At 62.7% G+C, this 24,314-nt stretch carries 20 protein-coding genes; 12 read left to right on the top strand and 8 right to left on the bottom strand.

Annotated elements, in window-relative coordinates:
• Nucleotides 1-114: 114 nt before the first annotated feature.
• Complete coding sequence (gene hslO, locus O3299_RS13810; protein ID WP_305062510.1) at nucleotides 115-1,095, bottom strand: Hsp33 family molecular chaperone HslO; 981 nt, start codon at nucleotides 1,093-1,095, stop codon at nucleotides 115-117.
• A gap of 4 nt (nucleotides 1,096-1,099) precedes the next feature.
• On the bottom strand, nucleotides 1,100-1,624 hold the full coding sequence (locus O3299_RS13805; RefSeq protein WP_070260363.1) for a gamma carbonic anhydrase family protein: 525 nt from the start codon (nucleotides 1,622-1,624) through the stop codon (nucleotides 1,100-1,102).
• Nucleotides 1,625-1,830: 206 nt separating this feature from the next.
• Here O3299_RS13805 and O3299_RS13800 point away from each other — a divergent pair, with 206 nt between their 5' ends.
• The 8 genes from O3299_RS13800 (at nucleotide 1,831) to bamC (ending at nucleotide 8,892) form a co-directional block, all read left to right on the top strand.
• Entirely contained in the window at nucleotides 1,831-2,706 is an 876-nt protein-coding gene (locus O3299_RS13800; RefSeq protein WP_305052863.1) for an alpha/beta fold hydrolase, read from the top strand.
• Nucleotides 2,707-2,796: 90 nt separating this feature from the next.
• A complete protein-coding gene (locus tag O3299_RS13795; protein WP_077407646.1) occupies nucleotides 2,797-3,630 on the top strand; it encodes a 3',5'-nucleoside bisphosphate phosphatase in 834 nt (277 codons plus the stop codon).
• A 92-nt stretch (nucleotides 3,631-3,722) separates the two neighbouring features.
• On the top strand, nucleotides 3,723-4,607 hold the full coding sequence (htpX, locus tag O3299_RS13790; protein ID WP_099666947.1) for a protease HtpX: 885 nt from the start codon (nucleotides 3,723-3,725) through the stop codon (nucleotides 4,605-4,607).
• A gap of 38 nt (nucleotides 4,608-4,645) precedes the next feature.
• Entirely contained in the window at nucleotides 4,646-5,269 is a 624-nt protein-coding gene (locus O3299_RS13785; RefSeq protein ID WP_077407642.1) for an L-threonylcarbamoyladenylate synthase, read from the top strand.
• Nucleotides 5,270-5,362: 93 nt separating this feature from the next.
• A complete protein-coding gene (locus tag O3299_RS13780) occupies nucleotides 5,363-6,040 on the top strand; it encodes a site-2 protease family protein (RefSeq protein WP_289911080.1) in 678 nt (225 codons plus the stop codon).
• A 42-nt stretch (nucleotides 6,041-6,082) separates the two neighbouring features.
• The gene (locus O3299_RS13775; protein ID WP_099666949.1) at nucleotides 6,083-6,655 is read left to right on the top strand and encodes a bifunctional 2-polyprenyl-6-hydroxyphenol methylase/3-demethylubiquinol 3-O-methyltransferase UbiG; all 573 of its coding nucleotides are present in this window, start codon (nucleotides 6,083-6,085) and stop codon (nucleotides 6,653-6,655) included.
• Nucleotides 6,656-6,739: 84 nt separating this feature from the next.
• On the top strand, nucleotides 6,740-7,618 hold the full coding sequence (gene dapA, locus O3299_RS13770; RefSeq protein ID WP_099666950.1) for a 4-hydroxy-tetrahydrodipicolinate synthase: 879 nt from the start codon (nucleotides 6,740-6,742) through the stop codon (nucleotides 7,616-7,618).
• Nucleotides 7,619-7,698: 80 nt separating this feature from the next.
• A complete protein-coding gene (bamC, locus tag O3299_RS13765) occupies nucleotides 7,699-8,892 on the top strand; it encodes an outer membrane protein assembly factor BamC (protein ID WP_251350384.1) in 1,194 nt (397 codons plus the stop codon).
• Between the two features lie 171 nt (nucleotides 8,893-9,063).
• Here bamC and O3299_RS13760 read toward each other — a convergent pair whose 3' ends face one another.
• Together O3299_RS13760 and O3299_RS13755 are read right to left on the bottom strand one after the other, a co-directional pair.
• Entirely contained in the window at nucleotides 9,064-9,318 is a 255-nt protein-coding gene (locus O3299_RS13760; protein WP_034783358.1) for a hypothetical protein, read from the bottom strand.
• Nucleotides 9,319-9,671: 353 nt separating this feature from the next.
• On the bottom strand, nucleotides 9,672-10,793 hold the full coding sequence (locus O3299_RS13755) for a cupin domain-containing protein (protein ID WP_251350385.1): 1,122 nt from the start codon (nucleotides 10,791-10,793) through the stop codon (nucleotides 9,672-9,674).
• A gap of 93 nt (nucleotides 10,794-10,886) precedes the next feature.
• Between O3299_RS13755 and O3299_RS13750 the strand changes: the two genes are divergently transcribed.
• Nucleotides 10,887-11,432 carry a peptidylprolyl isomerase gene (locus O3299_RS13750; RefSeq protein ID WP_152250192.1) on the top strand — a complete coding sequence of 182 codons (546 nt, stop codon included), beginning with the start codon at nucleotides 10,887-10,889 and terminating at the stop codon, nucleotides 11,430-11,432.
• 186 nt (nucleotides 11,433-11,618) lie between these two features.
• Here the strand turns inward: O3299_RS13750 and O3299_RS13745 are convergent, their stop codons facing one another.
• The 4 genes from O3299_RS13745 to O3299_RS13730 form a co-directional block, all read right to left on the bottom strand.
• Nucleotides 11,619-12,656: a hypothetical protein gene (locus tag O3299_RS13745; protein WP_305062509.1), complete on the bottom strand. Its 1,038-nt coding sequence runs from the start codon at nucleotides 12,654-12,656 to the stop codon at nucleotides 11,619-11,621.
• A complete protein-coding gene (gene mutS, locus O3299_RS13740; RefSeq protein WP_305062508.1) occupies nucleotides 12,653-15,346 on the bottom strand; it encodes a DNA mismatch repair protein MutS in 2,694 nt (897 codons plus the stop codon). The genes O3299_RS13745 and mutS overlap by 4 nt, the downstream gene beginning before the upstream one ends.
• Before the next feature lie 246 nt (nucleotides 15,347-15,592).
• Nucleotides 15,593-16,150 carry a hypothetical protein gene (locus O3299_RS13735; RefSeq protein WP_099666956.1) on the bottom strand — a complete coding sequence of 186 codons (558 nt, stop codon included), beginning with the start codon at nucleotides 16,148-16,150 and terminating at the stop codon, nucleotides 15,593-15,595.
• Nucleotides 16,147-18,387 (bottom strand): serine/threonine-protein kinase, encoded by a 2,241-nt coding sequence (locus O3299_RS13730; RefSeq protein ID WP_305062507.1) that lies wholly within the window; start codon nucleotides 18,385-18,387, stop codon nucleotides 16,147-16,149. Before O3299_RS13730 ends, O3299_RS13735 begins: the two co-directional genes overlap by 4 nt.
• Before the next feature lie 296 nt (nucleotides 18,388-18,683).
• On the opposite strand from O3299_RS13730, the gene tssF reads away from it, so the two are divergent.
• From tssF to O3299_RS13715, 3 genes are read left to right on the top strand one after another with little or no spacing between them, the layout of a single operon-like run.
• Nucleotides 18,684-20,516 (top strand): type VI secretion system baseplate subunit TssF, encoded by a 1,833-nt coding sequence (gene tssF / locus O3299_RS13725; RefSeq protein WP_305062506.1) that lies wholly within the window; start codon nucleotides 18,684-18,686, stop codon nucleotides 20,514-20,516.
• On the top strand, nucleotides 20,477-21,505 hold the full coding sequence (gene tssG / locus O3299_RS13720; protein ID WP_251350391.1) for a type VI secretion system baseplate subunit TssG: 1,029 nt from the start codon (nucleotides 20,477-20,479) through the stop codon (nucleotides 21,503-21,505). Before tssF ends, tssG begins: the two co-directional genes overlap by 40 nt.
• A gap of 48 nt (nucleotides 21,506-21,553) precedes the next feature.
• Complete coding sequence (locus O3299_RS13715; RefSeq protein WP_251350392.1) at nucleotides 21,554-24,298, top strand: type VI secretion system Vgr family protein; 2,745 nt, start codon at nucleotides 21,554-21,556, stop codon at nucleotides 24,296-24,298.
• The last annotated feature ends 16 nt before the right edge of the window (nucleotides 24,299-24,314 follow it).

The following is a 24,314-nucleotide window of genomic DNA, read 5'->3' as shown; positions in this document are numbered from 1 at the left end:
TACAAGCTGCGCAGCGTAACGGCGGCGCGTGACGGGCTGATGACGAACTGATGACGGGAAGATGACAGCAGAAACAATTGCGCCGCCTGAGGGGCGGCGCGGGGATTATTACAATTAGTTAATACTTGCCGCGGGGGGAATCAAGACTTCGGCCGGCGCATCCGTGATGAACAGCTGTGCGCAATCGACCTTGTCGAATTCATAGTGCTGGCCGCAGAAATCGCAGTTCACGCCCACCTGACCCACTTCTTCCAGGGTGCTGTTGACTTCTTCCTCGCCCAGCATCTTGAGCATATTGCCCACTTTTTCGCGCGTGCAAGTGCAATGGAAGCTCGGGTGCAGCGGGTCGAAGACGCGGATCGTTTCTTCCCAGAACAAGCGCTGCATCAGGGTATCGATGTCCGTCGACAGGATTTCCGCCTCTTTCAGGGTCGACGCCAGCATCACGGCGCGGTTCCACGTGTCCAGCGCGTCTTCTTCCGACACGGGCATCGCTTCGGCCTTGCCGCCATGGTGGGGCAGCTTTTGCAGCAGCAGGCCGCGCGAGACGCTGTCGTCCGTGGCCAGCCACAGGCGGGTGTCGAGCTGTTCCGAACGCAACATGTAGTTTTCGATCACGGTGGCCATGTCGTCGCCGTCCAGCGGCACGATGCCCTGGTACGGTTGCTGGCCCGGCACCTTGTCGGCCGGGTCCAGGGTGATGATGAAGCGGCCCTTGCCCGTGGCGTTGAGCAATTGCGGCACGGTGGCCACGTCGGGAATCGTGGCGTCCGGGTCCAGCTTGGCCGTGGCGCGCAGGCGCAGGTCGGAGTCGCACTCGACCACCATCAGGCGCACGGGGCCGTCGCCATGGATTTGCATGATGATGGAACCGTTGAATTTCAGGTTGGCCGACAGCAGGGCGGCGGCAGCCACCATTTCGCCCAGCACTTTTTTCACGGCCGTCGGGTAGGCGTGGCGCGACACCACTTCCTGCCAGGTGGCCGAAACGTCGATGAACTGGCCGCGCACGGCGGCGTTGTCGAAAATAAATTTTTGCAGGGTATCCTGGCCGCTAACGGCTGCGCTGATTGCGCCCGTGGTTTCAGTCGTCATTCTCTTATCCAATCTTCTTGAGTTGCGTATTAAATAGCTGGCCGCGTTGCACATAGTTCACGGCGTTGCCTTGTAGCCTGGTGATATCGTCTGCCGTCAGGGCCCGCACGGCTTTCGCCGGTGAGCCGATGATCAGCATATTGTCGGGAAATTCCTTGCCTTCCGTGACCAGCGCACCCGCGCCGACCAGGCAGTTCTTGCCGATCTTCGCGCCGTTCAGGATCACGGCCTGGATGCCGACCAGGGCGCCATCGCCGATCGTGCAGCCATGCAACATCGCCTGGTGGCCGATGGTCACGTTCCGGCCGATGTCCAGCGGGTAGCCCGGGTCCGTGTGCAGCACGGCGCCTTCCTGCACATTGCTGTTGGCGCCCACCGTGATGCGTTCGTTGTCGCCGCGGATCGTGGCGCCGAACCATACGGACGTATTCGCTTCCAGGGTCACCTTGCCGATCACGTTGGCCGTGTCGGCAACAAAAGCGGAAGCATCAATCAGCGGCGCATCGGCGCCCAATTGGTAGAGTGTCATCGTTAGCCTGTGGCGGTGGTGGAAGCGCCGGGCACGGCCGGACGCGGAAGTTTTGCGCTATTTTACGCTGTTGCAGGGCAAGTCCGAGCGCCGGCCGCTAATCCGGTATAATTATCGAACGGTCGTACTTTTATGTGCGCCCTATCTACAGACACAGCATGTGGCGCCATCTGCGCCACTTTCAAGGCAGGCATCCGATGAAACCCATGAAACTTTCCCGTTCCGAATTCATCAACATCCGCGGCGCCCGTACGCATGTGCGCCATTGGGGCCGCGAAGGCGCGCCCATCCTGTTCATGGTGCATGGCTGGATGGACGTGGCCGCCTCGTTCCAGTTCGTCGTCGACGAGTTGCAAGGCGACTGGCACGTGATCGCGCCCGACTGGCGCGGCTTTGGCCTGAGCGACTACACGCAATCGGACACCTACTGGTTCCCCGACTACCTGGCCGACCTGGACGCCATGCTGCTGCACTATTCGCCGGACGCGCCCGTCAACCTGCTGGGCCACAGCATGGGCGCCAACGTGGCGGGCCTGTACGCGGGCGTGCGCCCCGAACGCATCAGCCGCTTCATCAACCTGGAAGGCTTCGGCATGATGGCAACGCAGCCGGAGCAGGCGCCGGCCCGCTACGCCAAATGGCTGGACGAATTGCGCGAGCCGCCCGCCATGCGCAGCTATCCTTCGCAGCGCGCCGTGGCCGAGCGCCTGCAAAAGACCAATCCGCGCCTGCCGGACGAGCGCGCCGCTTTCCTGGCCGAACACTGGTCGGCGCGCAACGAGGCGGGTGAGTGGGACATCCTGGGCGATCCGCAGCACAAGCGCGTCAATCCCATCCTGTACCAGGTGGAAGAAGTGATGGCGTGCTGGCGCCGCATCACGGCGCCCGTGCTGTGGGTGGAGGCCGATGACACGAATATGTGGCAATGGATGGGGCCAAAGGAACAGGCGCGCATCGAAATCGACCGGCGTTTGGCCTGCATCAAGGATGTGCGCTGCGAGATGATGGCGGATGCGGGCCACATGCTGCATCATGATCAGCCGCAGGCACTGGCGCGGCTGGTGGAAGCGTTTTTGGCCTGATGTGTGTCGGGAACGCTGCAGCGCGATTGGCCAAGCAGCGTACAATGAAAACTTCTTCCATGCTGAGCCCGTGCGGGGTATTGTTTTCACATGCTTAAAGTCGACCTGCATTGTCATTCGAATATCTCCGACGGCGTGCTGTCACCGGCCGCCGTGGCCGCTTACGCGCGCAAGGCGGGCGTGGACGTGTGGGCGCTGACGGACCACGATGAAGTGTCCGGTGTCGCCGCTGCGCGCACGGCCGCGCTGGACCTGGGCATGCGCTTCGTGGCCGGCGTGGAAATTTCCATTACGTGGGCCGGCGAAACCGTGCACATCGTCGGCTTGCAAGTCGATGAAAACAATCCGGGTCTCGTGCAGGGCTTGCACCGCACGCGTTCGGGCCGCGACGCGCGGGGCCGCGAAATCGCCCGCCAGCTGGACCTGGCCGGCATCCCCGACGCCTATGAAGGGGCCTTGAAATTCGTCGGCAACCCGGACCTGATGTCGCGCACGCACTTTGCCCGCTACATCGTGGAAACGGGCAAATGCGCGAACATTCCCGACGTGTTCAAGAAATACCTGTCGGAAGGCAAGCCGGGCTACGTCGAGCACCGCTGGGCCACCCTGGCTGAAGCGGTCGGCTGGATCCGCGGCGCGGGCGGCGTGGCCGTCATCGCCCATCCGGGCCGCTACCGCTTCAGCGACATGGCGCAAGGCGTGCTGTTCGATGAATTCAAGCAACTCGGCGGCGTGGCCATCGAGGTCGTCACGGGCAGCCACAGCCCGGACCAGTATCCGGAATACGCGCAGCTGGCCAACGCCTACGGTTTCCTCGCCTCGCGCGGCACGGATTTCCATGCGCCGGGCGAGTCGCGCGTGGATTTTGCCATGTTGCCGCCATTGCCAGCCAACGTCACCCCGATTTGGCACGACTGGTTCTAGGGCGCGGCTGGCCTGCGCCTGCCGCGCGGGCTTGAAAAGTCGCGACTGCATACTTATCTTTTAGTCATTCTTGTTTTCCGGAGCCATCGCCCATGAAACGTATCGTCCTGTTTATTGCAACCAACCTGGCCGTGATGCTGGTGCTGTCGCTCGTGCTCAGTTTGCTGGGCGTGGGCAATCCGGCGCGCGGCAGCACCTTGAACCTGGGCAGCCTGCTCGTGTTTTCGCTGGTGGTCGGCTTCACGGGTTCGATCTTTTCGCTGTTGATCAGCAAACCGATGGCCAAGTGGAGCACGGGTGCGCGCGTGATCGACAACCCGACGTCGTCGACGGAGTTGTGGCTGGTCAACACCGTGCGCGCGCTGTCCGAGCGGGCCGGCATCGGCATGCCGGAAGTGGCCGTGTACGAAGGCGACGCGAATGCGTTCGCCACGGGCGCCTTCAAGAATTCGGCGCTGGTGGCCGTGTCCACGGGCTTGCTGCAAAGCATGAACCGCGATGAAGTGGAAGCCGTGCTGGGCCACGAGATCGCCCACGTGGCGAATGGCGACATGGTCACCTTGACCCTGATCCAGGGCGTGGTGAATACCTTCGTCGTCTTCATGGCCCGCGTGGTAGGTTTCTTTGTCGACAATGTCCTGTTGAAAAATAACAACCGCGAAGGCGGCGGACGCGGCATCGGTTACTTTGTGACCGTGATGGTGTGCGAAGTGATCTTCGGCTTGCTCGCTTCCATCATCGTGGCCTGGTTCTCGCGCCAGCGCGAATTCCGCGCCGACGCCGGTTCCGCCAAGCTGCTGGGCAGCCCCACGCCGATGATGCATGCGCTGGCCCGCCTGGGCGGCGTGCCGCCGGGCGAGTTGCCGCAATCGATGCAGGCGCTGGGCATCAGCGGCGGCAATGGCGGCTGGGGCGCGCTGTTCGCCACCCATCCACCGCTGGAACAACGCATCGCCGCGCTGCGCAGCGTACAATAATGCCAACTTAACAAGCTGGTTCGCCAGAACGCTTACACATGAGTCAATTTTTTCATATTCACCCCGACAATCCGCAATTGCGCCTGATCAAGCAGGCGGCGCAGATCATCCAGTCCGGCGGCGTGGTGGCCTTGCCCACCGACTCCTGCTACGCGCTGGTGTGCCAGCTCGACGACAAGGGTGCCGTCGAGCGCCTGCGCCGCATCCGTGGTGTGGATGAAAAGCACCATTTAACCTTGCTGTGCCGCGACTTGAGCGAGCTGGGCGTGTATGCCCGCGTGGACAACCGCCAGTTCCGCCTGCTCAAGGCGGCCACGCCCGGCGCCTACACGTTCATCCTGGAAGCGACGAAGGAAGTGCCGCGCCGCCTCAGCCATCCTTCGCGCAAGACCATCGGCCTGCGCGTGCCGCAGCACCGCATCGTGCAATGTCTGCTGGAAGAGCTGGGCCAGCCCCTGCTGGGCGCGACATTGACCTTGCCGGGCGACGAAGACAGCCTGACGGATGCCGACACGATCCGCGAACGGCTGGAAAAACTGGTCGACCTGATCGTCGACGGCGGCGTCTGCGCGCATGGTCCCAGCACCGTGATCGACCTGACGGGGCCGGAGCCGGAAGTGGTGCGCGTGGGACGGGGCGACCCGGCCGTGCTGGGTTTGTAGGCGGCATTGTGCGCCCGTGCTGGCGCCGGTCTTCACCTGTTCTTAATGACAACGTAAGAAAGGGGCTGGGACTGCTCTGGTAGAATCGCGGTCATGAGCGATTTCAATACGATAGTCCAGACCGTTGCGGTCTACCTGGTGCCGGTGCTGTTTGCCATTTCCCTGCATGAGGCGGCGCACGGCTACGCGGCCCGCTATTTCGGCGACCCCACGGCCTCGAACGAGGGCAGGCTGAGCCTCAATCCCATGCGGCATATCGACCCTTTCGGCACGATCTTGCTGCCCTTGATGCTGTATTTCACGATCCAGGTGCCGTTCGGCTATGCCAAGCCGGTGCCCGTCGATTTCAGCCGCCTGCGCAATCCGAAGAAGCAGATGGCCTGGGTGGCGTTTGCCGGGCCTGGCGCCAATTTCGTCATGGGCCTGGGCTGGATGATCGCCTTCGTCGTGCTCAGCGTCTTGCCGCCGACGGAAATGGGCATGTTTTTCCGCAAGATGGCGGGCGCCGGCGTCAGCGTGAATGCGGCCATGTTCGTCTTTAACCTGATTCCCGTGCCGCCCCTCGATGGCGGGCGCATCATGACGGGCTTGCTGCCGATGCAGCTGGCGCGCCCTTACGCCAGCATCGAGCGCTACAGCCTGTATGTCTTCGGCGCCCTGGTGTTGCTGATGTACACGGGCATCTTGAACCGCGCCTTGCTGGCGGCGATCGAATTTGTCATCGGCATTTTTGTCACCCTGGTCACGCCCCTGACGGCGATATTGACTTGATGCCCGCAACTGGATGTACGCACATAATTGATGGAAGTACCGATGCAAGTAACTGAACCAATATTAGAAACCGAAGCGATTTCCGGCTGGCTGCGCCGCTGGGCGCCCCTGATCCCGGGCGGTGAGGTGCTGGACCTGGCCTGCGGCGCAGGCCGCCACGCGCGCCACCTGGTAAGCCTGGGCCACCCCGTGATCGCGCTCGACCATGATCCGGAAATGCTGGAAAAGGCGGCTGGCACGGGCATCACCACCTCGCTGGTGGACCTGGAAGCGCCGGGCGCCGTGTGGCCTTTCGCTCCCGGCCGCTTTGCCGGCATCGTCGTCACCAATTATCTGCACCGGCCGCTGCTGGAAGCCATGGTGGCCAGCCTGGCGCCCGATGGCGTGTTGCTGTATGAAACGTTTGCCGAGGGCAATGAGCAGTTCGGCAAGCCGTCGAATCCGAAATTCCTGCTGAAGGAAGGCGAAATGCTGACTTGGGCGGTGCAGCACGGCTTGCGTGTGGTAGCGTATGAGGATGGGCGCGTGGAACAGCCAAAAGCTGCTCTGGTGCAACGAATTTGCGCCGTCCGGCCGGATTTTCCACGGTTGGCAGCCCTGCTGCCGACGTTTTGAGCGGCCATACTATGTCAGAATGCACCACAGGCGCGGGCTATCCGCTACAATCGTTGTTTTATTTATCGGCGCTATAAACTTACTATGATCAAGGGCAGCATTGTAGCAATCGTCACCCCGATGCACGCAGACGGCAGTCTGGACTTTCCAGGTCTGCGCAAGCTGATCGACTGGCATATCGCCGAGGGTACGGACGGCATCGTCATCGTTGGCACGACGGGCGAATCGGCAACAGTCAGCGTGGAAGAACACTGCGAACTGATCCAGTTGACTGTCGAACATGCCAAGGGACGCATTCCTATCATCGCCGGCGCCGGAGGCAACTCCACGGCCGAGGCCATCAAACTGACGCGCTACGCGAAAGAAGCGGGCGCCGATGCTGTCTTGCAAGTGGTGCCGTACTACAACCGTCCTACCCAGGAAGGCATGTACCAGCACTTCAAGGCCATCGCCGAAGCCGTCGACATTCCCGTCATCCTGTACAACGTGCCTGGCCGTACGGTTGCCGACATGAGCAACGAGACCATCGTGCGCCTGTCCGCTATCCCGAATATCGTCGGCGTGAAAGATGCGACCGGCAATATCGGCCGCGGCATCGACCTGCTGCGCCTGGTTCCAGCGGACTTCGCCGTGTACTCGGGCGACGATCCGACGGCCATGGCGCTGATGTTCTGCGGCGGCCACGGCAACATTTCCGTGACGGCCAACGTTGCGCCGCGCGCCATGCACGAACTGTGCGTGGCAGCGATGGCGGGCGAGCGCGCCACGGCGATTGCCATCAATAACAAAGTGTTCCCTTTGCACCAGAAATTGTTTGTCGAGCCCAACCCGGTGCCCGTCAAATGGGCGCTGGCCGAAATGGGTCTGATGCCAGCCGGCATACGCTTGCCACTGGTGCCGCTGGCTGAAAATTGCCATGCCACTGTGCGCGATGCCTTGCGCGACGCTGGCATCCTGTCTTAAGCCGAACTTCAAGCCCGGGCTTGACCAGCCCGGACCTTTCCTGATTCCAGCTGCTACTTAGCTTCTTATCCAGTTACGACATGACTAATTGCAAGAAAACCAAACCGGCGCCTGCCACCATCGCCGTCCGCGGCATCGTCATCGGCGCCGTCGCAGCCAGCCTCGCGGGCTGCGGCATGATCAGTTCGGTAGTCGGCGGCGACAAGGTCGACTACAAGTCGGTCAAGAAAGCCAGCACCCTGGACGTGCCGCCTGACCTGACGCAATTGCAGCAGGACAACCGTTATTCCTTGCCGGATTCGAAAAACGGCGTGGCCACGGCTTCCGGCTACAACGCGCAGCGCAACGCCACGGCCGGCACGCCCGTCATCGTGGGCGCCGACGGCGTGGTGGGTGTCGTGCCCGTCACGGCCGGTGGCGTGAAGGTCGAGCGCGCGGGCAACCAGCGCTGGCTGGTCGTCAAGCAGTCGCCTGAAGTGCTGTGGCCGCAACTCAAGCAATTCTGGGAAGATTCGGGCTTTACCGTCGCCATCGACCAGCCTACGGCTGGCATCATGGAAACCGAGTGGAACGAAAACCGCGCCAAGCTGCCGCAAGACTTTATCCGCAACACCATCGGCAAGGCTTTCGATTCGATGTACTCGACTGGTGAAAAAGACAAGTTCCGCACCCGCGTGGAGCGTCTGGCCGATGGTTCGACCGAGATCTACATCAGTCACCGTGGCGTGGAAGAGGTCGTCACGGGCCGCGACAAGGAAACCACCACCTGGACCGCGCGTCCCAACGATCCGGGCCTGGAGGCCCAATTCCTGGCCAAGCTGATGACGCGCCTGGGCGCGGCCAGCGATGAAGCACAAGCGAAGACAGCCGTTGATGGTGCCATCGTGCAGCCGCTGCACGCCAAGCTGGTGGGCGATGCCGCCACGCCGGCGCGCGCCATCGAAGTCGATGAAGGTTTCGACCGCGCCTGGCGCCGTGTCGGCCTGGCGCTGGACCGCGTCGGCTTCACCGTGGAAGACCGCGACCGCACGCAAGGCACGTATTTCGTGCGTTACGTCGATCCGGACGCGGTCAAGAAGGATGGTTTCTTCTCGAAACTGTTCAGCTGGGGTTCGTCGTCCGACAAGGACAAGGAAGCGCAGCGCTACCGCGTCCTGGTCAAGGCCGGCAATGGCTCGACCAGCCTGGTCAGCATTCTCAGCAACGAAGGCCAGCCCGATGTCTCGCCAGTGGCCGAGAAGATCCTGGGCTTGCTGAACGAGCAGCTGAAGTAAGCGGTGCATTTGCGGCGGGTATCGCAACCTGCCGCGCAATAAAAAAGGCTGATCCGGGAAACCGGCGCAGCCTTTTTTATTGCCTGCGTCCGGCCTTATATCCTGTGGATAAAACGCCGGACGCAAAAAAGCCGACCCGAAGGTCGGCTTTTCCTAGTGCAGGGTGCTAAATTACTTAGCAGCCGATGCAGCAGCCGAAGCAGCCGAAGCAGCGTCGGTAGCGGCCGAAGCGGCAGCCGAAGCAGCAGCAGCAGCGTCGGTAGCGGCCGAAGCAGCAGCGTCAGCAGCAGCAGCTGGAGCAGCTTCAACTGCTGGTGCTGGTGCTGGGGTTTCAACTACTGGTGCTGGTGCAGGAGCTTCTTCTTTTTTGCTGCAAGCAGCCAGAGCAACAACCATCAGGGAGGCGATCAGCAGGGATTTTTTCATTTGTTTTCCTTAATTATTTCAAAAAATAAATCAATATTGTTGCGATGAATAATTACCGGTAATTATCGCTCGTTAGGTCGTCTTCGAAGGCTTTTCGTACCAGGTGGTGCCTGCCAGACAACGGAAACTTCCTAACCGAATATTATAGCGATTTTTGGTGCGTCGCAATAGGAGCAAGAGGCAAATTCGCAACTATTTTGTGATATCGCAATATTTGCCGAAGCAAATTGCAAGCAAGTGTAAGCGATTTGCGAAAGCGCGACAAAACGATATAAAAATAATATGTTTTATTGCGCTAACGCAGATGCTGTTATTTTACCTACTGTAATACCACTTTGCTACGCCGCCCCCATTCAAGCCAGTTCGAGCCAGCCATCCTGATACCACGTATATAACGCATCCATCACGTCATCGGAAGCCTGGGCCACGGCGGCGCCATCGAGGGCGCGTTCGTTGGCCAGGGTTTCCAGGGCCGCTTTATCGGCCTTGCCAATGGCAAACGATTCGCCATTGATGAAGACATTCTTGCCACGATACAGCATCAGGGTCTTGCGCGACAACACGACACCCTTTTTCTGTGCGGCGTCCGCGAAGCGGCCTACCGTCAGCGGCTTGGACAGCGGCGTGAAAAATACATTGTGTTTCGGTTCCGACAGGTGTTCGCCGAGGAAAATGGTCACGTCTTCTTCCGTGAAGCGCACCTTGTTCATTTCTTCCGCGATGGTGCTGAGCATTTCACGGGGGATTTCCGCCGGTTTGCCCGACGCTTTCAAGTCCGGATCGCTGTAAATGCCCGGCAAGTCGATCGAGTCGGCCATGAATTGCAGGAACGCTTCGCCCAGCTCCTGGAACGTGGGCGAGCGGAAGCCGATCGAATACGTCTGGCAATCGCCGATGGCCACGCCGTCGTGCGCGTAGTGGGGCGGCAGATACAGCATGTCGCCCGGTTCCAGCGTGAATTCTTCATCGGGCGTGAAGTTGCTGAGGATTTTCAGCGGCAAGCCGTCGATCAGGCTCAGGTCTTTCTGCGCGCCGATGCGCCAGTGGCGCTTGCCCTGGCCTTGCAGCAGGAATACGTCATAGGAATCGAAATGCGGGCCCACGCCGCCGCCATCGGTGGCGAAGCTGACCATCAGGTCGTCCAGGCGCGCGTCCGGCAGGAAGCGGAACTGGCGCAGCAGGGCGTCGGCCTTGGCGCTGTGCAGGTTGGCGCCCTGCACCAGCAGGGTCCATTCCTTCTGTTTCAGCGAAGGCAGGCTGGTCAAAGGGCCTTGCTGCATGTTCCAGTGGCCGTCCGCATGGCTGACCAGGCGCGATTCGACGTGATCGAGGGTAGCCAGCTCGGCCAGGGCCTTGAAATCGAACAGCGCCTTGAAGCCAGGCACGGCTTGACGGATCAACAAGGGTTTTTTATGCCAGTAGTCGCGCAGGAATTGCGCCGGCGTGATATCGCCGAGGAGAGTTAATGTTTTCATGCGCCCATTATAACAACCGGAAATGCAGGAATGCGCCTGCCGTTGGCGGCGTGAAGGTATAATTTGCCAGCTTATACAATGAAAGGAAGCATAATGAAGATTGCCAAAAATACGGTCGTGACTGTCAACTACAAACTGTCAGACGCGCAAGACAATCTGATCGAAGACGGCCGTCAGCCGATGGTCTACCTGCACGGTGATTATGAAAACACCCTGCCGAAGATCGAAGAAGAGCTCGACGGCAAGGAAGTTGGCTATTCCAACACGATCCAGATCGAACCGGATGATGCTTTCGGTGAATACGATCCAGCCCTGGTGAAGGTCGAGCCGCGCAATCGCCTGCCTGAGCCGCTGGAAGTGGGCATGCAGTTCGAAGGCATGCCGGAAAGCGATTCGCCGGACGAAGAGGCGATGATCTTCACGGTCACCGATATCGCCGACGACAAAGTCGTGCTGGACGGCAACCATCCACTGGCCGGCATCGCGCTGCGCTTCTCGCTGACCGTCGCCGACGTGCGCGAAGCCACCGAAGAAGAAATCGCCCATGGCCACGTGCATGGCGCACACGGCCATGACCATGGCGATGAAGATGATGAAGGCGAAGACGGCGATCACTTCCGTACCCACCCTATTCACTAACACCTGAGCAAACCTGCTGCGCGCGGCGGGGCGCGGCCGGCGATGCTCACCGTACTTTACGTACGGTTGCGCTTCTCGGCCACGCCGCGCCGCTGCTCGCGACGGTTTTCTCAGGCGTCGTGACGTTTGTTGGTCGTGACGCCTGTTGTTGGATAAATAAAGGCTGGCTGCGTGCCGGCCTTTATTTTATCGGCGCAGCGTCGACGCCTTGGCGCGCGCCTGCGCCGATGGGCGGGTAGCGCGTTGACGCACCTCAAAGAATGGGGTCTTGCCGGGCCGGACGGCGATGGCGGACCAGTCGTTGTCGATGCTGACGTGGCCCAGGTTACCTTTCCAGCTGATTTTCGGCCCGCCTGCCCTGGCTGCGGCCTTTTTACTTTTCCCCTCCTTGCCATCCGCGTCGCCATCGCGCTGCGTATCGACCAATAACACCTTGCCGCTGAACTTCTTGGCCAGGGTGCGGATCTGCTTGCGCGGTCCGGCAAAGCCATCCTGTTTCGAACTGAAGCTGGGCAGCAGCGAATTGTCGTCTTCATCGAGCACGCCCACGTCGCCATCGGAAAACAGCACGATGCCGTCGAGCTGCTTGCGCTGCGCCATGGCGAACAATCGTTGCAGCCAGGAACGGTTGGCGACCAGGCGGTCTTCGAATTCGCTGTTGCGTCCCGCTTCCGGCAAGAAATGGTTGTTATTCGCCGGCAGATTCACGGTGGCAAACAATACGCCGCCGTATTCCCAGTGGGCATTTTCCGCATAGCTGCGGAATTTTGCCGTCGATGACAGCCGCGACAGGGTCAGCTTGTGCTGGCCCAGGCTCTGGTCATCGGCGAAATACACGTCGCGCAAGCGGTTCAGGCGTTCGATGGCGTTGACCCTGCCGCGCGAATTGCGGCAGTTGGCCCAGTCGCTGGCCGACAGCGAGACGATCAGCGGCGGGCCGCTGGCATCCAGCACTTCCTTGCGCTGGCTGTACAGCTTGTCGCTGCACGATTCGCTGGCGGCCTTGATGCCGGTGGCCACGACGAAGGAGGCATTGAAGGCGCTGGTCTCGGCGATGGCTTTTTTCAGGGGGCCGTCGTCCGGCCCCGCATTGAAGGAATGGCCCAGCACGGCAAACTCGAAGCCGGCCTGGTCGGCGGGGGCCGCCACCGCCGCTTGCCATGGCAGGCTGGCAGCGAGCAAGCCGGCGGCCATCAGGCGTATCGAGCTGCGCCGGCAGGTCATGCGGCGGCCAGCCGTTTCAATTGATACAACTGCTCCAGCGCATCGCGCGGGGTGAGCGCGTCGGGATCGAGGTCGGCGATGGCATCGAGCAAGGCTTGCTGCGCCGCGTTCAGCGCGGCCAGCGGCGCCGCCGCTTCCTCTTCTTCCTCTTGCGCATACGGATCGGCGGAAGGCAGGGCGAACAGGTCGCGTTGCGGCGTGGCGTCGAGCGCCTGCGCTTCCAGGCGCGCCAGGTGCTTGCGCGCCGCCTTGATCACGGGCTGCGGCACGCCGGCCAGCTGCGCCACCTGCAAGCCATAGCTTTGCGAGGCGGGACCGGCTTGCACGGCGTGCAGGAAGACGATGCTGTCCTTGTGCTCGACGGCGGACAAATGCACGTTGGCGGCGCTCGGATGACTGTCCGGCAATTGCGTCAGCTCAAAGTAATGTGTAGCAAACAGGGTGAAACTACGGCTGGTGTCGATCAAATGGCGCGCGATGGCCCACGCTAGGGCCAGGCCGTCGAAGGTGGAGGTGCCGCGGCCCACTTCATCCATCAGCACCAAGGAATGCTCGGTGGCGCCGTTCAGGATGGCGGCCGATTCCGTCATTTCCACCATGAAGGTCGAGCGTCCGCCCGCCAGGTCGTCGGTGGCGCCGATGCGCGTGAAGATGCGGTCGATGGGGCCGATGGTGGCGGACGCGGCCGGCACGTAGCTGCCCACGTAGGCCAGCAGGGTGATGAGTGCCACCTGGCGCATGAAGGTCGATTTACCGCCCATGTTCGGGCCGGTGATCAAGAGCAGCCGGCGCTCGTTGACGAAGCGGCAATCGTTGGCGATGAAGCGTTCGATCTGCTTTTCCACCACGGGGTGGCGGCCTTCGACGATGTTGATGCACGGCTCGTCGACCAGTTGCGGCGCGGCCCAGTTGTGCTGTTGCGCATGTTCCGTCAGCGCATTCAGGGTATCGAGCTGGGCCAGGCCTTGCGCAATCGTCTGCAGGGTGCCGATGTGCGGCGCCAGTTCGGCCAGCAGCAGGTCATACAGCATCTTTTCGCGCACCAGCGCCTTGTCTTGCGCCGACAGGGCCTTGTCTTCGAACACTTTCAGTTCGGGCGTGATGTAGCGCTCGGCGTTTTTCAGGGTCTGGCGGCGGCGGTAGTCGTCCGGCACCTTGTCTGTCTGGCCGTGCGTGACTTCGATGTAGAAGCCATGCACCTTGTTGTATTCGACGCGCAGGTTGGCGATGCCCGTGCGTGCGCGTTCGCGCGTTTCCAGGTCGAGCAGGAACTGGCCCGCGTTTTCCGACAGCGCGCGCAATTCATCGAGTTCCGCGTCGAAACCGGTGGCAAAGACGCCGCCGTCGCGCACCATGGCGGCTGGTTCCTGCGCCACGGCGCGCACCAGCAAGTCCAGGCAGGCCGTCGGCGTGGCCAGCGCTCCGTGGATGGCGGCCAGCAAGCCGCTTTCGCCGCCCTGGCCGGGACCATAACAACGGACCACGTCGCCGCGCAGGGCGGGCAGTTGCAGCAAGCCGTCGCGCAGGGCGGCCAGGTCGCGCGGACGGGCCGACAGCAGGGCGATGCGCGTGGTGATGCGTTCGATGTCGGGCACTTGCGCCAGGGTGGCGGCGAGCGGACCGGCCGCTTCGCTTTGCGCCAGCGCGGCGATCGCTTCATGGCGCGCGCGGGCCACGTTCTGGTCGCGCCGCGCATGGTGCAGCCAGTGGCGCAGCATGCGCGAACCCATGGCCGTGCGGCAATGATCCAGCAGGGAAAACAGCGTCGGCGATTCCTGGCCGCGGATGGTTTCCGTCAATTCCAGGTTGCGCCGCGTGGCCGCATCCAGGCCGATGAATTCGCTTTCCGTTTCCGTGATCAAAGAGCGCACGTGCTGCAAGCCGCGGCCCTGCGTCGATTGCGCATAGCGCAGCAGCGCGCCGGCCGCGCCGAACGCGGCGCCGAGGCCATCGGCGCCAAAACCCGTCAGGGTCGCCACGCCCAATTGGTCGAGCAGGGCCTTGTGGCCGCCCACCACGTCGAAATGCCAGTCCGGCACGCGGTTGATGTGCGTGCCCGCGTAATCGTCGAACAGGTTGCCGTTGTCGCCGCTCAAGATTTCGGCCGGCACGATGCGTTCCAGTTCCTGCTGCAGGCGCACGGCCACGGTGGCGCTGTCGCCGGAAAACTCCATCAGCTTCAAGGCACCGCTGGCCAGCGACAGCCAGGCCAGGCCCGTGGTGACCGTCTTGCGCTGCGTGATGCTGCACATGGCCAGCAGCGGGCGCTCGGCCTTTTCAGGCAGCAAGTCCGCATCCGTCAGGGTGCCGGGCGTGACGACGCGCATGACCTTGCGCTCGACGGGGCCCTTGCTGGTGGCCGGGTCGCCGATCTGTTCGCAGATGGCCACCGACTCGCCCAGCTTGACCAGCTTGGCCAGATAGCCGTCGAGCGAATGAAACGGCACGCCGCACATCTTGATGGGGTTGCCGCTGGCCACGCCGCGCGCCGTCAGGGTAATGCCCAGCAGGCGCGAGGCTTTTTCCGCATCCTCGAAAAACAGCTCGTAGAAATCGCCCATGCGGTAGAAGACCAGCATCGTCGGGTGGTTTTCCTTGATGCCTAAATATTGCTGCATCATGGGAGTAAGCTTTTCAGCGGAATTCTTCTTTGCCGCGGCGGCGTTGATTTCTTTGGGGACGGTGGTCATGTGTTCTTTGTCGTTGGTCCGGCGGCAGGAAATGCATGCCTGCCGGGCTGTGGGTGGTGCTGTGTGCATTCAAGGCCGCGCCAGGGGGCGGAGCTTGGGTTCAAGGCCGTCATTTTACCGCTTTCGGCGGGCGGGGCGGCGTATTGCGTGCGGATGTGAAAAAGCCGCGCCGGTGGAGGTGGCGCGGCTTGGATATCCGGTGGCACTTGCTATTGGTCGATAAGTGTCTGTCGGTGGCTGTACGGTTTACGTATCGGTGTGGCCGCCTATCGACGCTTCCGGATCAAAACTGAAGACGCGCAGTTCCGGCAAGTCTTGCTCGCCGCGAATGATGCGTACAGTCAGCACAAACGAGAGTTCCCAGCGGCCCTTGCTCTGACCTACGTCAAGGTTGTGTTTCCATTCCTGGCGGATGCGGCGCAGATCGGGCAAGGCTGGATCAGGCGGCAATACATGGGATTCGAAATCCAGGGGCAGCTGATAGGTGGCGCCGGCGGCTTGCAGGAAGGGCGAAGGCAGCGAATAGCGGGTGGGTACGTCGGGGCCGATCTGGGTCAACTGGGGTATGCTGATCAGGCTGCAATCGACGATCTGGAAGGAGGTGAAACCACTGTCTTTGCTGCCACAGCAATTGACTTCCAGGTAGACGTGTTGGCCCTGCTGGAAGTGTACGCCACCCATGTAGGGGCCGTGGCGCGGGTCGGCGCTGCCGTCGCAGGACGTAAACGCATAGTCGAGTTGGTTGGTGATCTGGTCTGCATCAAAGTGGACCGATAACTTCATCCAGGGTTTTTCGTACGTCATGTTTTCTGGTTTCTTTCCATATTAATAAGTAATTTCTGATAGCGAGCATCTCGCCTTAGTGTCAACAGATCGGGAGCAGATTCGATCAGGTTGAGAGGGTAGCCGCGTTCTATGGCCTGCTGCAGCGCCGCCATCGCTTCATTGCGCTTGCCTATCAGTTCATAGGTCAGTGCGGCCCTGAAATGGATGTCTGGCAATGTGGGAGCAAGCTGGACAGCTTGTGTTACGTGCTTCAGCGCATCGTCTTGCGAGCCCGCATAGGCTGAATATAGTGCTAGCCGCGAATTGATTTTTGGGTCGTCTGGCGAGTGGCGTAACATCACTTGAATCAGCGTAATTGCGCGCCGGTAAGAATCGCGTGACAACTCAATCTGTCCTGGCACCCACCGCTGGGCATCCGCCAAGTTCGCCCATAGCAGGTAGTTACCGGGACTGCCTTTAGTTTCTGAGACGGCATTTTTAAATGCCTGCACTGCTCCCAGATAGTCGCCTCGATTAAACAGGGCATTGCCAAGGTTGGTATACAGTTCCCAGTCGGGATGCACCTGCAATCCTTGCTGCAGAACTTGCAGGGCTTCGTCATTGCGATTCAGACGGTCAAGTGTACCGCTGAGTTGGGCATAGGAATTGGCCACATGCGGGTCCATCTGTATGGCTGTCCGAAAGAGCTTTTCAGCCTCCGTGTAATTACCAAGGTTATAGTGCAGCTTGCCCAGGATGGAAATGAAAGGGCGATCACGGGGATACAGTGTGATGGCCTTGCCAAGCACTTCCTGAGCCAGATCAAATTTTTGTGCATGGATGAGTAGGCGCGCCTTACCATACATGCCCAGCAGATTGTTTGGTTCAAGGTTTAAGGCTGCCGTGATTTCCTGCATCGCTTGCGGGCGTTTGCCTTGATATTCCAGAACCCAGGCCTGTGCCACATGAGCAAGCGCCAGCTGATCGTCGGCTACCAATGCCTGTTTTGCCGCGATGTCCGCGCGTTGCAGCCAGGTTTCATCGCGGCCACCACCAATATAGCGCAACGTGAAAGCCAGTGACAGGCCGGCATTTGCAGCAGCATGCTCTGGATTGTGTTTAAGGATGGCACTGAAATGCTCAATGGCCAGTGTCTTGCTGCTATCTTGATCGAGCATGCGCAACGCTTCCATCCCCGCCGCCATGCTGGCCATTTCCGAATACGGCGCGGGCGCTTTTTCGCCAGTGACGAACGATTTGACGGCAGGAAGGATATTGGGCAGCTGCCATCCCGTCAGTACGGCCAGCAGCGCCACGCCCGCGCCCCATTTAAGCGTGCGCTTGCGGGGCAGGGGCAGGCGGATGGAGACGCTGGCGGGCGGTTCTTCCTTCGCTGGCGTCTCGTCGGCAAGGGGCGTGGCCAGGGTGGGCGGCTCGCCGCGCTGCGCCCCGATCGCCTCGCGCACGTCGCGCATGGTGCGCGGCCGTTCGGCAGGGTCGTGCGCCGTCATCGCGCGCACGAGGGCGTTGATGGCGGGCGGGATGGAATCGGGCAGGTCGGGCCACGGTTCCGTCGCCTGCATGTGGGCGGCGGCCAGGGCCAGGCCGTTCAGGTGGGCGAAGTGGCGCTGGCCGGCCAGCATTTCGTACAGCATGGCGCCCAGCGCGTAGACGTCGCCGCGCGTGTCGGGCAGGCGGCCCATCAGGCGTTCGGGCGCCATGTAGGCGATGGTGCCCTGCAAGTCGCACAGGGTGGTCGTTTGCGTGGCTTGCGGGTCGATGTGGCGCGCCAGGCCGAAGTCGAGGATGCGCACCTTGCCGTCCGCCTCCAGCATCAGGTTCGACGGTTTCAGGTCGCCGTGGACCAGGTCCATGGCGTGCGCCTCGTCCATGGCGTCGGCGATCTGGTAGGCGATGTCGAGTGCCCCCTGCAAGTCGGCCTTGCCGCCGTGCATGAACTGCCCCAGGGTCTGGCCTTCGACCAGCTCCATGACGATGGACTGGCTCGTACCCTGGCCCTCGATGGCAAAGATGCGCACGAAGGCCGCATGCCTGAGCGAAGCGGCCAGGCGCGCTTCATTGATGAGTTTTTCCGGATGCAGCACGTCGGCTTGCGGTTTCAGGCGCTTCAGCGCCACGCTACGGCACAGCTTGGCATCCCAGGCTTCGAATACATGGCCGAAACCGCCTTCGCCCAGCAAGCGGCGCACTTCATAGTGCCCGCTGATCGTGTCGTCTTGCGGCGGGGTCTGACGCAGGGAGTCGAGCAGTTCCATATACCTTGGCTTCAGAGTGCATCAACGTGGGCATCCAGCATCGAGAGGGTCAATGCGATGTTGGAATGCTCAAGATGATTGATTTTGAGTAACTTCCTGATTTAAAACGATTGTTTCGAATAAGTCAATTAATATTGACAAGGAGTGAACAAAAGCTGCTTTACCTGCGCCAGGAAGGCACTCCTTGCTGACGCATGCGCGCAATCTTGTTCAAACTCAATTTTCTTCCCTCCCGCTTCATCAATAATGCAGACGGGGCTATACCGGCATGTGCCGATCAGGCGATGGGGGCGGGCATGGACGAGTTGCTGCAATACTACGAGCGCGAACTGGGCACCTTGCATGCGCACAATCAGGCGTTTGCCCGACGCTATCCGGCCATCGCCGGCGCGCTGGGCATCTTGGGCGGCGACGTGGGCGACCCGCACCTGGCGCGCATGCTGCAGGCGTTTGCCATGTTCAACGCGCGCACGGCCAAGCGCCTGGCCGACGGCTTCGGCGCCTTCAGCGAAACCTTGCTGGAAGTGAACTTCCCCCATTATTTGCGCCCGTTTCCCGCCTGCGCCATTGCGCGCATCGATAACGATGCGGCGACGGTGACGGAGCTGGCCACCATTGCGCGCGGCACGGTCATGCATGCTGCCGAGCATCAGGGCGTCACCTGCAAGTTCACCACCACCTACGATGTCGCCGTGGCGCCGCTGCGCCTGTCCGACGTGCGCTTCCAATCCATCGTGGCGGCGCCGCCCGCGGTGCGCCTGACGCCGGATCTCGGGGCGGCGATCAGCATCACGCTCGAAGCGACGGGCGCCACGTCCACGCTGGACGGGCTGGCGCTGCCGATGCTGCGCCTGTTCCTCGACGGCGAACCTGCGTTCTGCGCCACCCTGCGCGACAGCCTGTTCCTGCGCGCCCGCCGCGCCTATGTGGAAGTCGATGGCGCGTGGCAGCCGCTGGACGCGGTGCCTGTGCATCCGGTCGGCTTTGCCGCCGAGGACGCATTGATACCGGCCAGGGCCGCCTCGCATCCCGCTTACCTTCTGCTGGGCGAATGGTTTGCCTTTCCCGATAAATTCAATTTCGTCGACCTCGACCTGGCCGCGCTGCGCCCATTGTTGCCGCCGGCCTGCCGGCGTTGCACCGTGCACTTGCTGCTGGCCGACGTGCAGGCTGACGCGGATATCGCGCGCATCTTGCGGCCCCTGTCCGCAAGGCATCTGGTGCCGGGGTGCACGCCCGTCGTCAACCTGTTCCGCCAGGCCGCCAATCCCATCCGCCTGACGCACGCGAGCGCCGATTATGTGCTGCTGCCCTCGGTCAGGCAGGCGCATTGCTACGACATCCACAGCGTCGACAGTGTGCAGGTTCTCGGTGAAACGGAGCAAGGCGCCGCGCTGGACACGTTTCACCCGTTTTATTCGATGCGCCATGGCGAGGCGGGCGGGCGCCAGGGGCGTTATTGGGTGACGCGGCGCGACGAGGACATGGCGTTGAGCCATCCCGGCTACGACATGCGCATCTCCTTTGTCGACGGCGCCATGCAGCCGCTGCACGACACGACGCAAACGGTGTCCATCATGCTCACCTGCAGCAACCGCGACTTGCCCAGCCGCCTGGTGTTCGGCCATGCCGCGGGCGACTTGCACCATGACGGCGCGGCCAGCGCCTTGCCGGTGCGTCTGCTGCGCAAGCCCGGCGCGCCCTGTCGCTTCCCTGCGGGTGCGGCGTCGCACTGGCGGCTGATCGCGCAATTGTCCCTGAATCATCAGTCGCTGAGCGAGCAGGGCTTGCCGCTCTTCAAGCAGATACTCGAGTTGTACAACTTGCCCGGTTCGGCCAGCGCCGCGCGCCAGATCGCGGGCATGACCGGACTGCGCCAGCGCGCCGCCAGCACCTGGCTGCACGACGAGGCGGGTGGCAGCCTGGTCTTCGGCATCGACGTCCTGCTGTCCGTCGACGAGGAAGCCTTTGTCGGCAGCGGCTTGCATGCGTTTGCCCAGGTCATCGAACGCTTTCTCGGGCTGTACGTGCACCTGGGTTCGTTTACCCGCCTGATCGTCTTGTCGCAGAAGAATGGAAAGGAGTTGCTGTGCTGCCTGCCACGCAATGGAAACCAGACGCTGGCGTAGTCGCGCGCCTGCTGGCCGATCCGTCCGGCACCGGTTTCTTTCAGGCCGTGCGTTTGTTGTGTGCCTGGATGATGCAGCAAGGCATTTCACAGGAGCAAGTGTTTCGCGATTGCCTGCGCCTGCATGGCAGTGCCTCGCTGTCGTTTGCTCCAGGGGAAATCGAACAACTGTGGCTGGAGCCGCAGGCGGACGGCGAGACGCAGGTGCATGTGCAGGCGGCCATGCTGGGTTTTTTGGGCGTGCATGGCAGCTTGCCGCTGCATTACACGGAAACGCTGGTCCGCCATGAGCGGCAGACGGGCGATGGTGCTCCCCGCGACTGGCTCGATGCGCTGTCGCACCGGGCGCTGACCCTGTTTTACCAGGCCTGGGCCCGATATCGCATCGAATGCCAGCAGGACGCCGACGGCGGCGAATTCCTTCCCCTGCAACTGGCGTTGGCGGGCGCCTGGCCTGCCGAGGTGGCCAGGCAGGAAGATGGCTTGCCTGCGCACGTGCTGGCCCATTACGCGGCCTTGCTGCGCCACCGGCCCGTGTCGGCCGACGCGATGCAGGCGGTGCTGGCCGAGTATTTCGGCGTGCCCGTGCGCTTGCAGCGTTTTGTCGGCGCCTGGTTCCGGCGCGCAGCGCAGGAGCGCACCTTGCTGGCCGCCGCCCATGCCCGGCTGGGGCAGGGGGCCATGCTGGGCGAACGCTGCCGGCGCGCCGACTTGCGCGTGCGCCTGGTGCTGGGGCCGCTAAGCCGCCGCGCCTACGAGGATTTCTTGCCCGGCCGGCCAGGCGCGCTGGCCCTGCGCCAGATGCTGGCGCTGTTCGGCTTGCCTGGCGTGAGCTTCGAGATCCGCCTGGTCTTGCGGCGCGAAGACGTGCGTGGCTGCGTCCTGGGCAGGGGCGCCTGCCTGGCGGAGGATGCCTTTCTGGCCGGCAAGTTGTCGGCCCGTGACCGTGATGACATGCATTACGACCTGCGATTTGATGGCTCCGCCTGAGACCGCCGTGAATGATGGACTCCGCTAACTGTTGGAAGGAAGAAAACCATGGAAGACTTCGCGCAATGGCTGGCCGTGGACAAGGTCTTGACTGCAGGCAATCGCGCCTTGCGGCTGCGCCTCGCCTACCCGCAGGGCGTCAATGACGATGTCTTGCTGCCGCAGCGCATCAGCGGCAGCGAGGCCATCTGCGGCGGTCTGGAATACCGCATCCTGTGCGTGGCCACGGAGGCACAGCTGCCGCTGAAGCAGTTCATCGCCGTGCCGGCCGAGCTACAGATCGTGAACGACCAGGGACAGCTACGCAAGGTGTGCGGCATCGTCGCCGAAGCGTGCGCGGGGCAGAGCGATGGCGGCCTGGCCACCTATCAGCTGGTGCTGCGCGACGGCCTGGCCTTGATGGAGAAACGCATCAATACGCGCGTGTTCCGCAACAAGCATGAATTGCAGATCGTGCAGCTTCTGTTTGATGAGTGGCGACAGGGCAATAGCTTGCTCGCGGCCAGCCTGGATCTCGCCATTGACGGGGCGCTGGCGGCGCGCAGCTTGCCCGCGCGCGAATTCACGATGCAGCACAATGAATCCGATGCCGCCTTTATCCGCCGCCTGCTCCGGCGCCGCGGCATCGCCTGGTGCTTCCAGGCGGGAGCGCCGGCCAGTTCGAACGCCGCCACCACGCCCGTGCATACCCTGTTGCTGTTCGACGACGCCAGCCGTCTGGCGCACAACGTGGCCGGCACGGTGCGCTATCACCGCGATGACGCCACCGAGGAAAGGGATGCCGTGACGGCCTGGAGCGCCGTGCGCCGCTTGCAGCCGGGAAAGTCCGAGCGCTACAGCTGGGACGATGGTCACCCGCACAGCCCGCAGTTTATGGCAACGCGGTCGCAGGGCGGCGTGGATCAGGGCAGCAATGGCAATCGCCTCGCAGCCAGTCTCGACGACTATATCGTGGAGCCGCCGCTGGCCGCCGCCAGCAATGACGACTTGCGGCAACTGGGCCAGCTGGCGATGGCGCGTCACGATTTGGACAGCAAGTGTTTCCAGGGAGAAGGCTGCGTGCGCGACTTTTGCGCGGGCCAGTGGTTCAGCCTGGAAGGGCATGCGGACATCGACAGCCACCCGGTGGCCGAGCGCAGTTTCGTCATCACGGCCTTGAGCGTGGCGGCCAGCAATAACTTGCCGACAGGCCTGGATGCCCGTGTCGAGCGCCTGTTTGCGCAGAGCGGCTGGCAGTGTGACGCTGGCCAGCCGCAAGGGGCGGGTGCCGATGGCCGGGCGGTCTTGCGTTACCGCAACCGTTTTACTTGCGTGCGGCGTGGCATTGCCATCGTCCCTGCCTTTGACCCGCGCAGCGATTTTCCCGTCGTGCGCCTGCAAAGCGCGCTGGTCGTGGGGCCTGCCGGCGAAGAGGTGCATTGCGATGCGCTGGGACGGGTCAAGGTGCGTTTTGGCGCCACGCGCGCGCCGGACCATGCACATGCCAACGGCAGCGGCGCGTCCGATACGGAGCGCGATTCGGCCTGGGTGCGCGTGGCATCGAGCTGGACGGGCAATGGACCGGGCAACGGCAGGCAATGCGGCACGCTGACCTTGCCGCGCATCGGCGCGGAAGTGCTGATCGATTTTCTCGGCGGCGACCCGGACCGGCCCATCATCGTCGGCCAGCTGTACAACGCCGTGGGCGCGCCGCCGGGCTTGAGTGCGCGCGGCGCCTTGCCCGGCAACCGCTACCTGTCCGGCATGCGCAGCCGCGAAGTGCGGGGCGGGCGCGGCAATCAGCTGTGTTTTGACGACACGCCGTCGCAGATCAGCGCACAGCTGGCCAGCGACCAGGCGGCCACGCAACTGAACCTCGGCTACCTGACCGAGCCGCGCAGCGACGGCGCAGGGCGGCAGCGCGGCGACGGCTTTGAATTGCGCAGCGACGCCAGCGGCAGCGTGCGCACGGCCCGCTCGCTGCTGATTTCGGCCTGGAAACAGCTGGGCGCCAGCGGCAAGCAGCTCGACAGCAGCGAGCATGCCGCCGTGATGAAGGAATGCCTGGCATTGTTCACGTCCCTGGGCGAGTTTGCCGTCCAGCACCAGGCGCTGGCGCTGGACGCGGCCGGTAGCAAGGCGCTGGGGGCCGCCATTGCCGCCGACCAGCCCGCCGTCAGCATCGCAGCGCCCGAGGGCGTGGCGCTGAGCACGCCCAGGACCATCGCCGGCAATGCGGGCGCGAATATCGACCTGGTGGCACAGCAGCATCTGCAGCTGAGCGCGGCCCAGCGCTGCAACGTCAACGCGGGCAAGGGTATTTCCCTGTTCGCGCACCAGGATGGCATCGTGCAGGTGGCCCACTTCGGCAAGTTCTTGCTGCAAAGCCAGCACGACTTGCTGCAGGCGGACGCCGCCAAGGACATCCGCCTGACGGCGGGCACGCGCCTGGTCGGCGTGGCGCAGGACGAAATCACCTTCATGACGGCGGGCGGCGCCTACCTGAAACTGTCCGGTGGCGCCGTGGAGCTGGGCGGGCCGGGCGCGTTGATGGTGAAGACCGACGGCCACCACTGGAGCGGTCCGGCCAGCATGAAAGGCGAACTGCCCACCTTCGGCGAAGGCGACTTGGGCCGCGTGCCGCGCTTGCTGCGTCCCACCGACGGCTTGCCCGTCGAAGGCGTGGAAGTGCACATCGAGCGCGAAGGCGACAGCCCGTTGACGGGCGTCAGCGATGCCGATGGGCGCGGGCCGAAGGTGGCGACCGACCACCTGCAGCGGCTGAAGGGATTCTTCTTCCGCCGCCGTTCCTGAACCCCGACATCGGAGA

It is taken from the genome of Janthinobacterium sp. SUN176 (genome assembly GCF_030587335.1).
In the GTDB taxonomy this organism is placed as follows: Bacteria; Pseudomonadota; Gammaproteobacteria; order Burkholderiales; family Burkholderiaceae_D; genus Janthinobacterium; species Janthinobacterium kumbetense.
Note: the sequence above shows the minus strand (reverse complement) of the source record. Positions and strands in the feature narration are given on the sequence as shown.

Coding starts and splice junctions, on each gene's coding strand:
- hslO (WP_305062510.1), bottom strand. CDS start 1,095: ATGACGACTGAAACCACGGGCGCAATCAGCGCAGCCGTTAGCGGCCAG.
- O3299_RS13805 (WP_070260363.1), bottom strand. CDS start 1,624: ATGACACTCTACCAATTGGGCGCCGATGCGCCGCTGATTGATGCTTCC.
- O3299_RS13800 (WP_305052863.1), top strand. CDS start 1,831: ATGAAACTTTCCCGTTCCGAATTCATCAACATCCGCGGCGCCCGTACG.
- O3299_RS13795 (WP_077407646.1), top strand. CDS start 2,797: ATGCTTAAAGTCGACCTGCATTGTCATTCGAATATCTCCGACGGCGTG.
- htpX (WP_099666947.1), top strand. CDS start 3,723: ATGAAACGTATCGTCCTGTTTATTGCAACCAACCTGGCCGTGATGCTG.
- O3299_RS13785 (WP_077407642.1), top strand. CDS start 4,646: ATGAGTCAATTTTTTCATATTCACCCCGACAATCCGCAATTGCGCCTG.
- O3299_RS13780 (WP_289911080.1), top strand. CDS start 5,363: ATGAGCGATTTCAATACGATAGTCCAGACCGTTGCGGTCTACCTGGTG.
- O3299_RS13775 (WP_099666949.1), top strand. CDS start 6,083: ATGCAAGTAACTGAACCAATATTAGAAACCGAAGCGATTTCCGGCTGG.
- dapA (WP_099666950.1), top strand. CDS start 6,740: ATGATCAAGGGCAGCATTGTAGCAATCGTCACCCCGATGCACGCAGAC.
- bamC (WP_251350384.1), top strand. CDS start 7,699: ATGACTAATTGCAAGAAAACCAAACCGGCGCCTGCCACCATCGCCGTC.
- O3299_RS13760 (WP_034783358.1), bottom strand. CDS start 9,318: ATGAAAAAATCCCTGCTGATCGCCTCCCTGATGGTTGTTGCTCTGGCT.
- O3299_RS13755 (WP_251350385.1), bottom strand. CDS start 10,793: ATGAAAACATTAACTCTCCTCGGCGATATCACGCCGGCGCAATTCCTG.
- O3299_RS13750 (WP_152250192.1), top strand. CDS start 10,887: ATGAAGATTGCCAAAAATACGGTCGTGACTGTCAACTACAAACTGTCA.
- O3299_RS13745 (WP_305062509.1), bottom strand. CDS start 12,656: ATGACCTGCCGGCGCAGCTCGATACGCCTGATGGCCGCCGGCTTGCTC.
- mutS (WP_305062508.1), bottom strand. CDS start 15,346: ATGACCACCGTCCCCAAAGAAATCAACGCCGCCGCGGCAAAGAAGAAT.
- O3299_RS13735 (WP_099666956.1), bottom strand. CDS start 16,150: ATGACGTACGAAAAACCCTGGATGAAGTTATCGGTCCACTTTGATGCA.
- O3299_RS13730 (WP_305062507.1), bottom strand. CDS start 18,387: ATGGAACTGCTCGACTCCCTGCGTCAGACCCCGCCGCAAGACGACACG.
- tssF (WP_305062506.1), top strand. CDS start 18,684: ATGGACGAGTTGCTGCAATACTACGAGCGCGAACTGGGCACCTTGCAT.
- O3299_RS13715 (WP_251350392.1), top strand. CDS start 21,554: ATGGAAGACTTCGCGCAATGGCTGGCCGTGGACAAGGTCTTGACTGCA.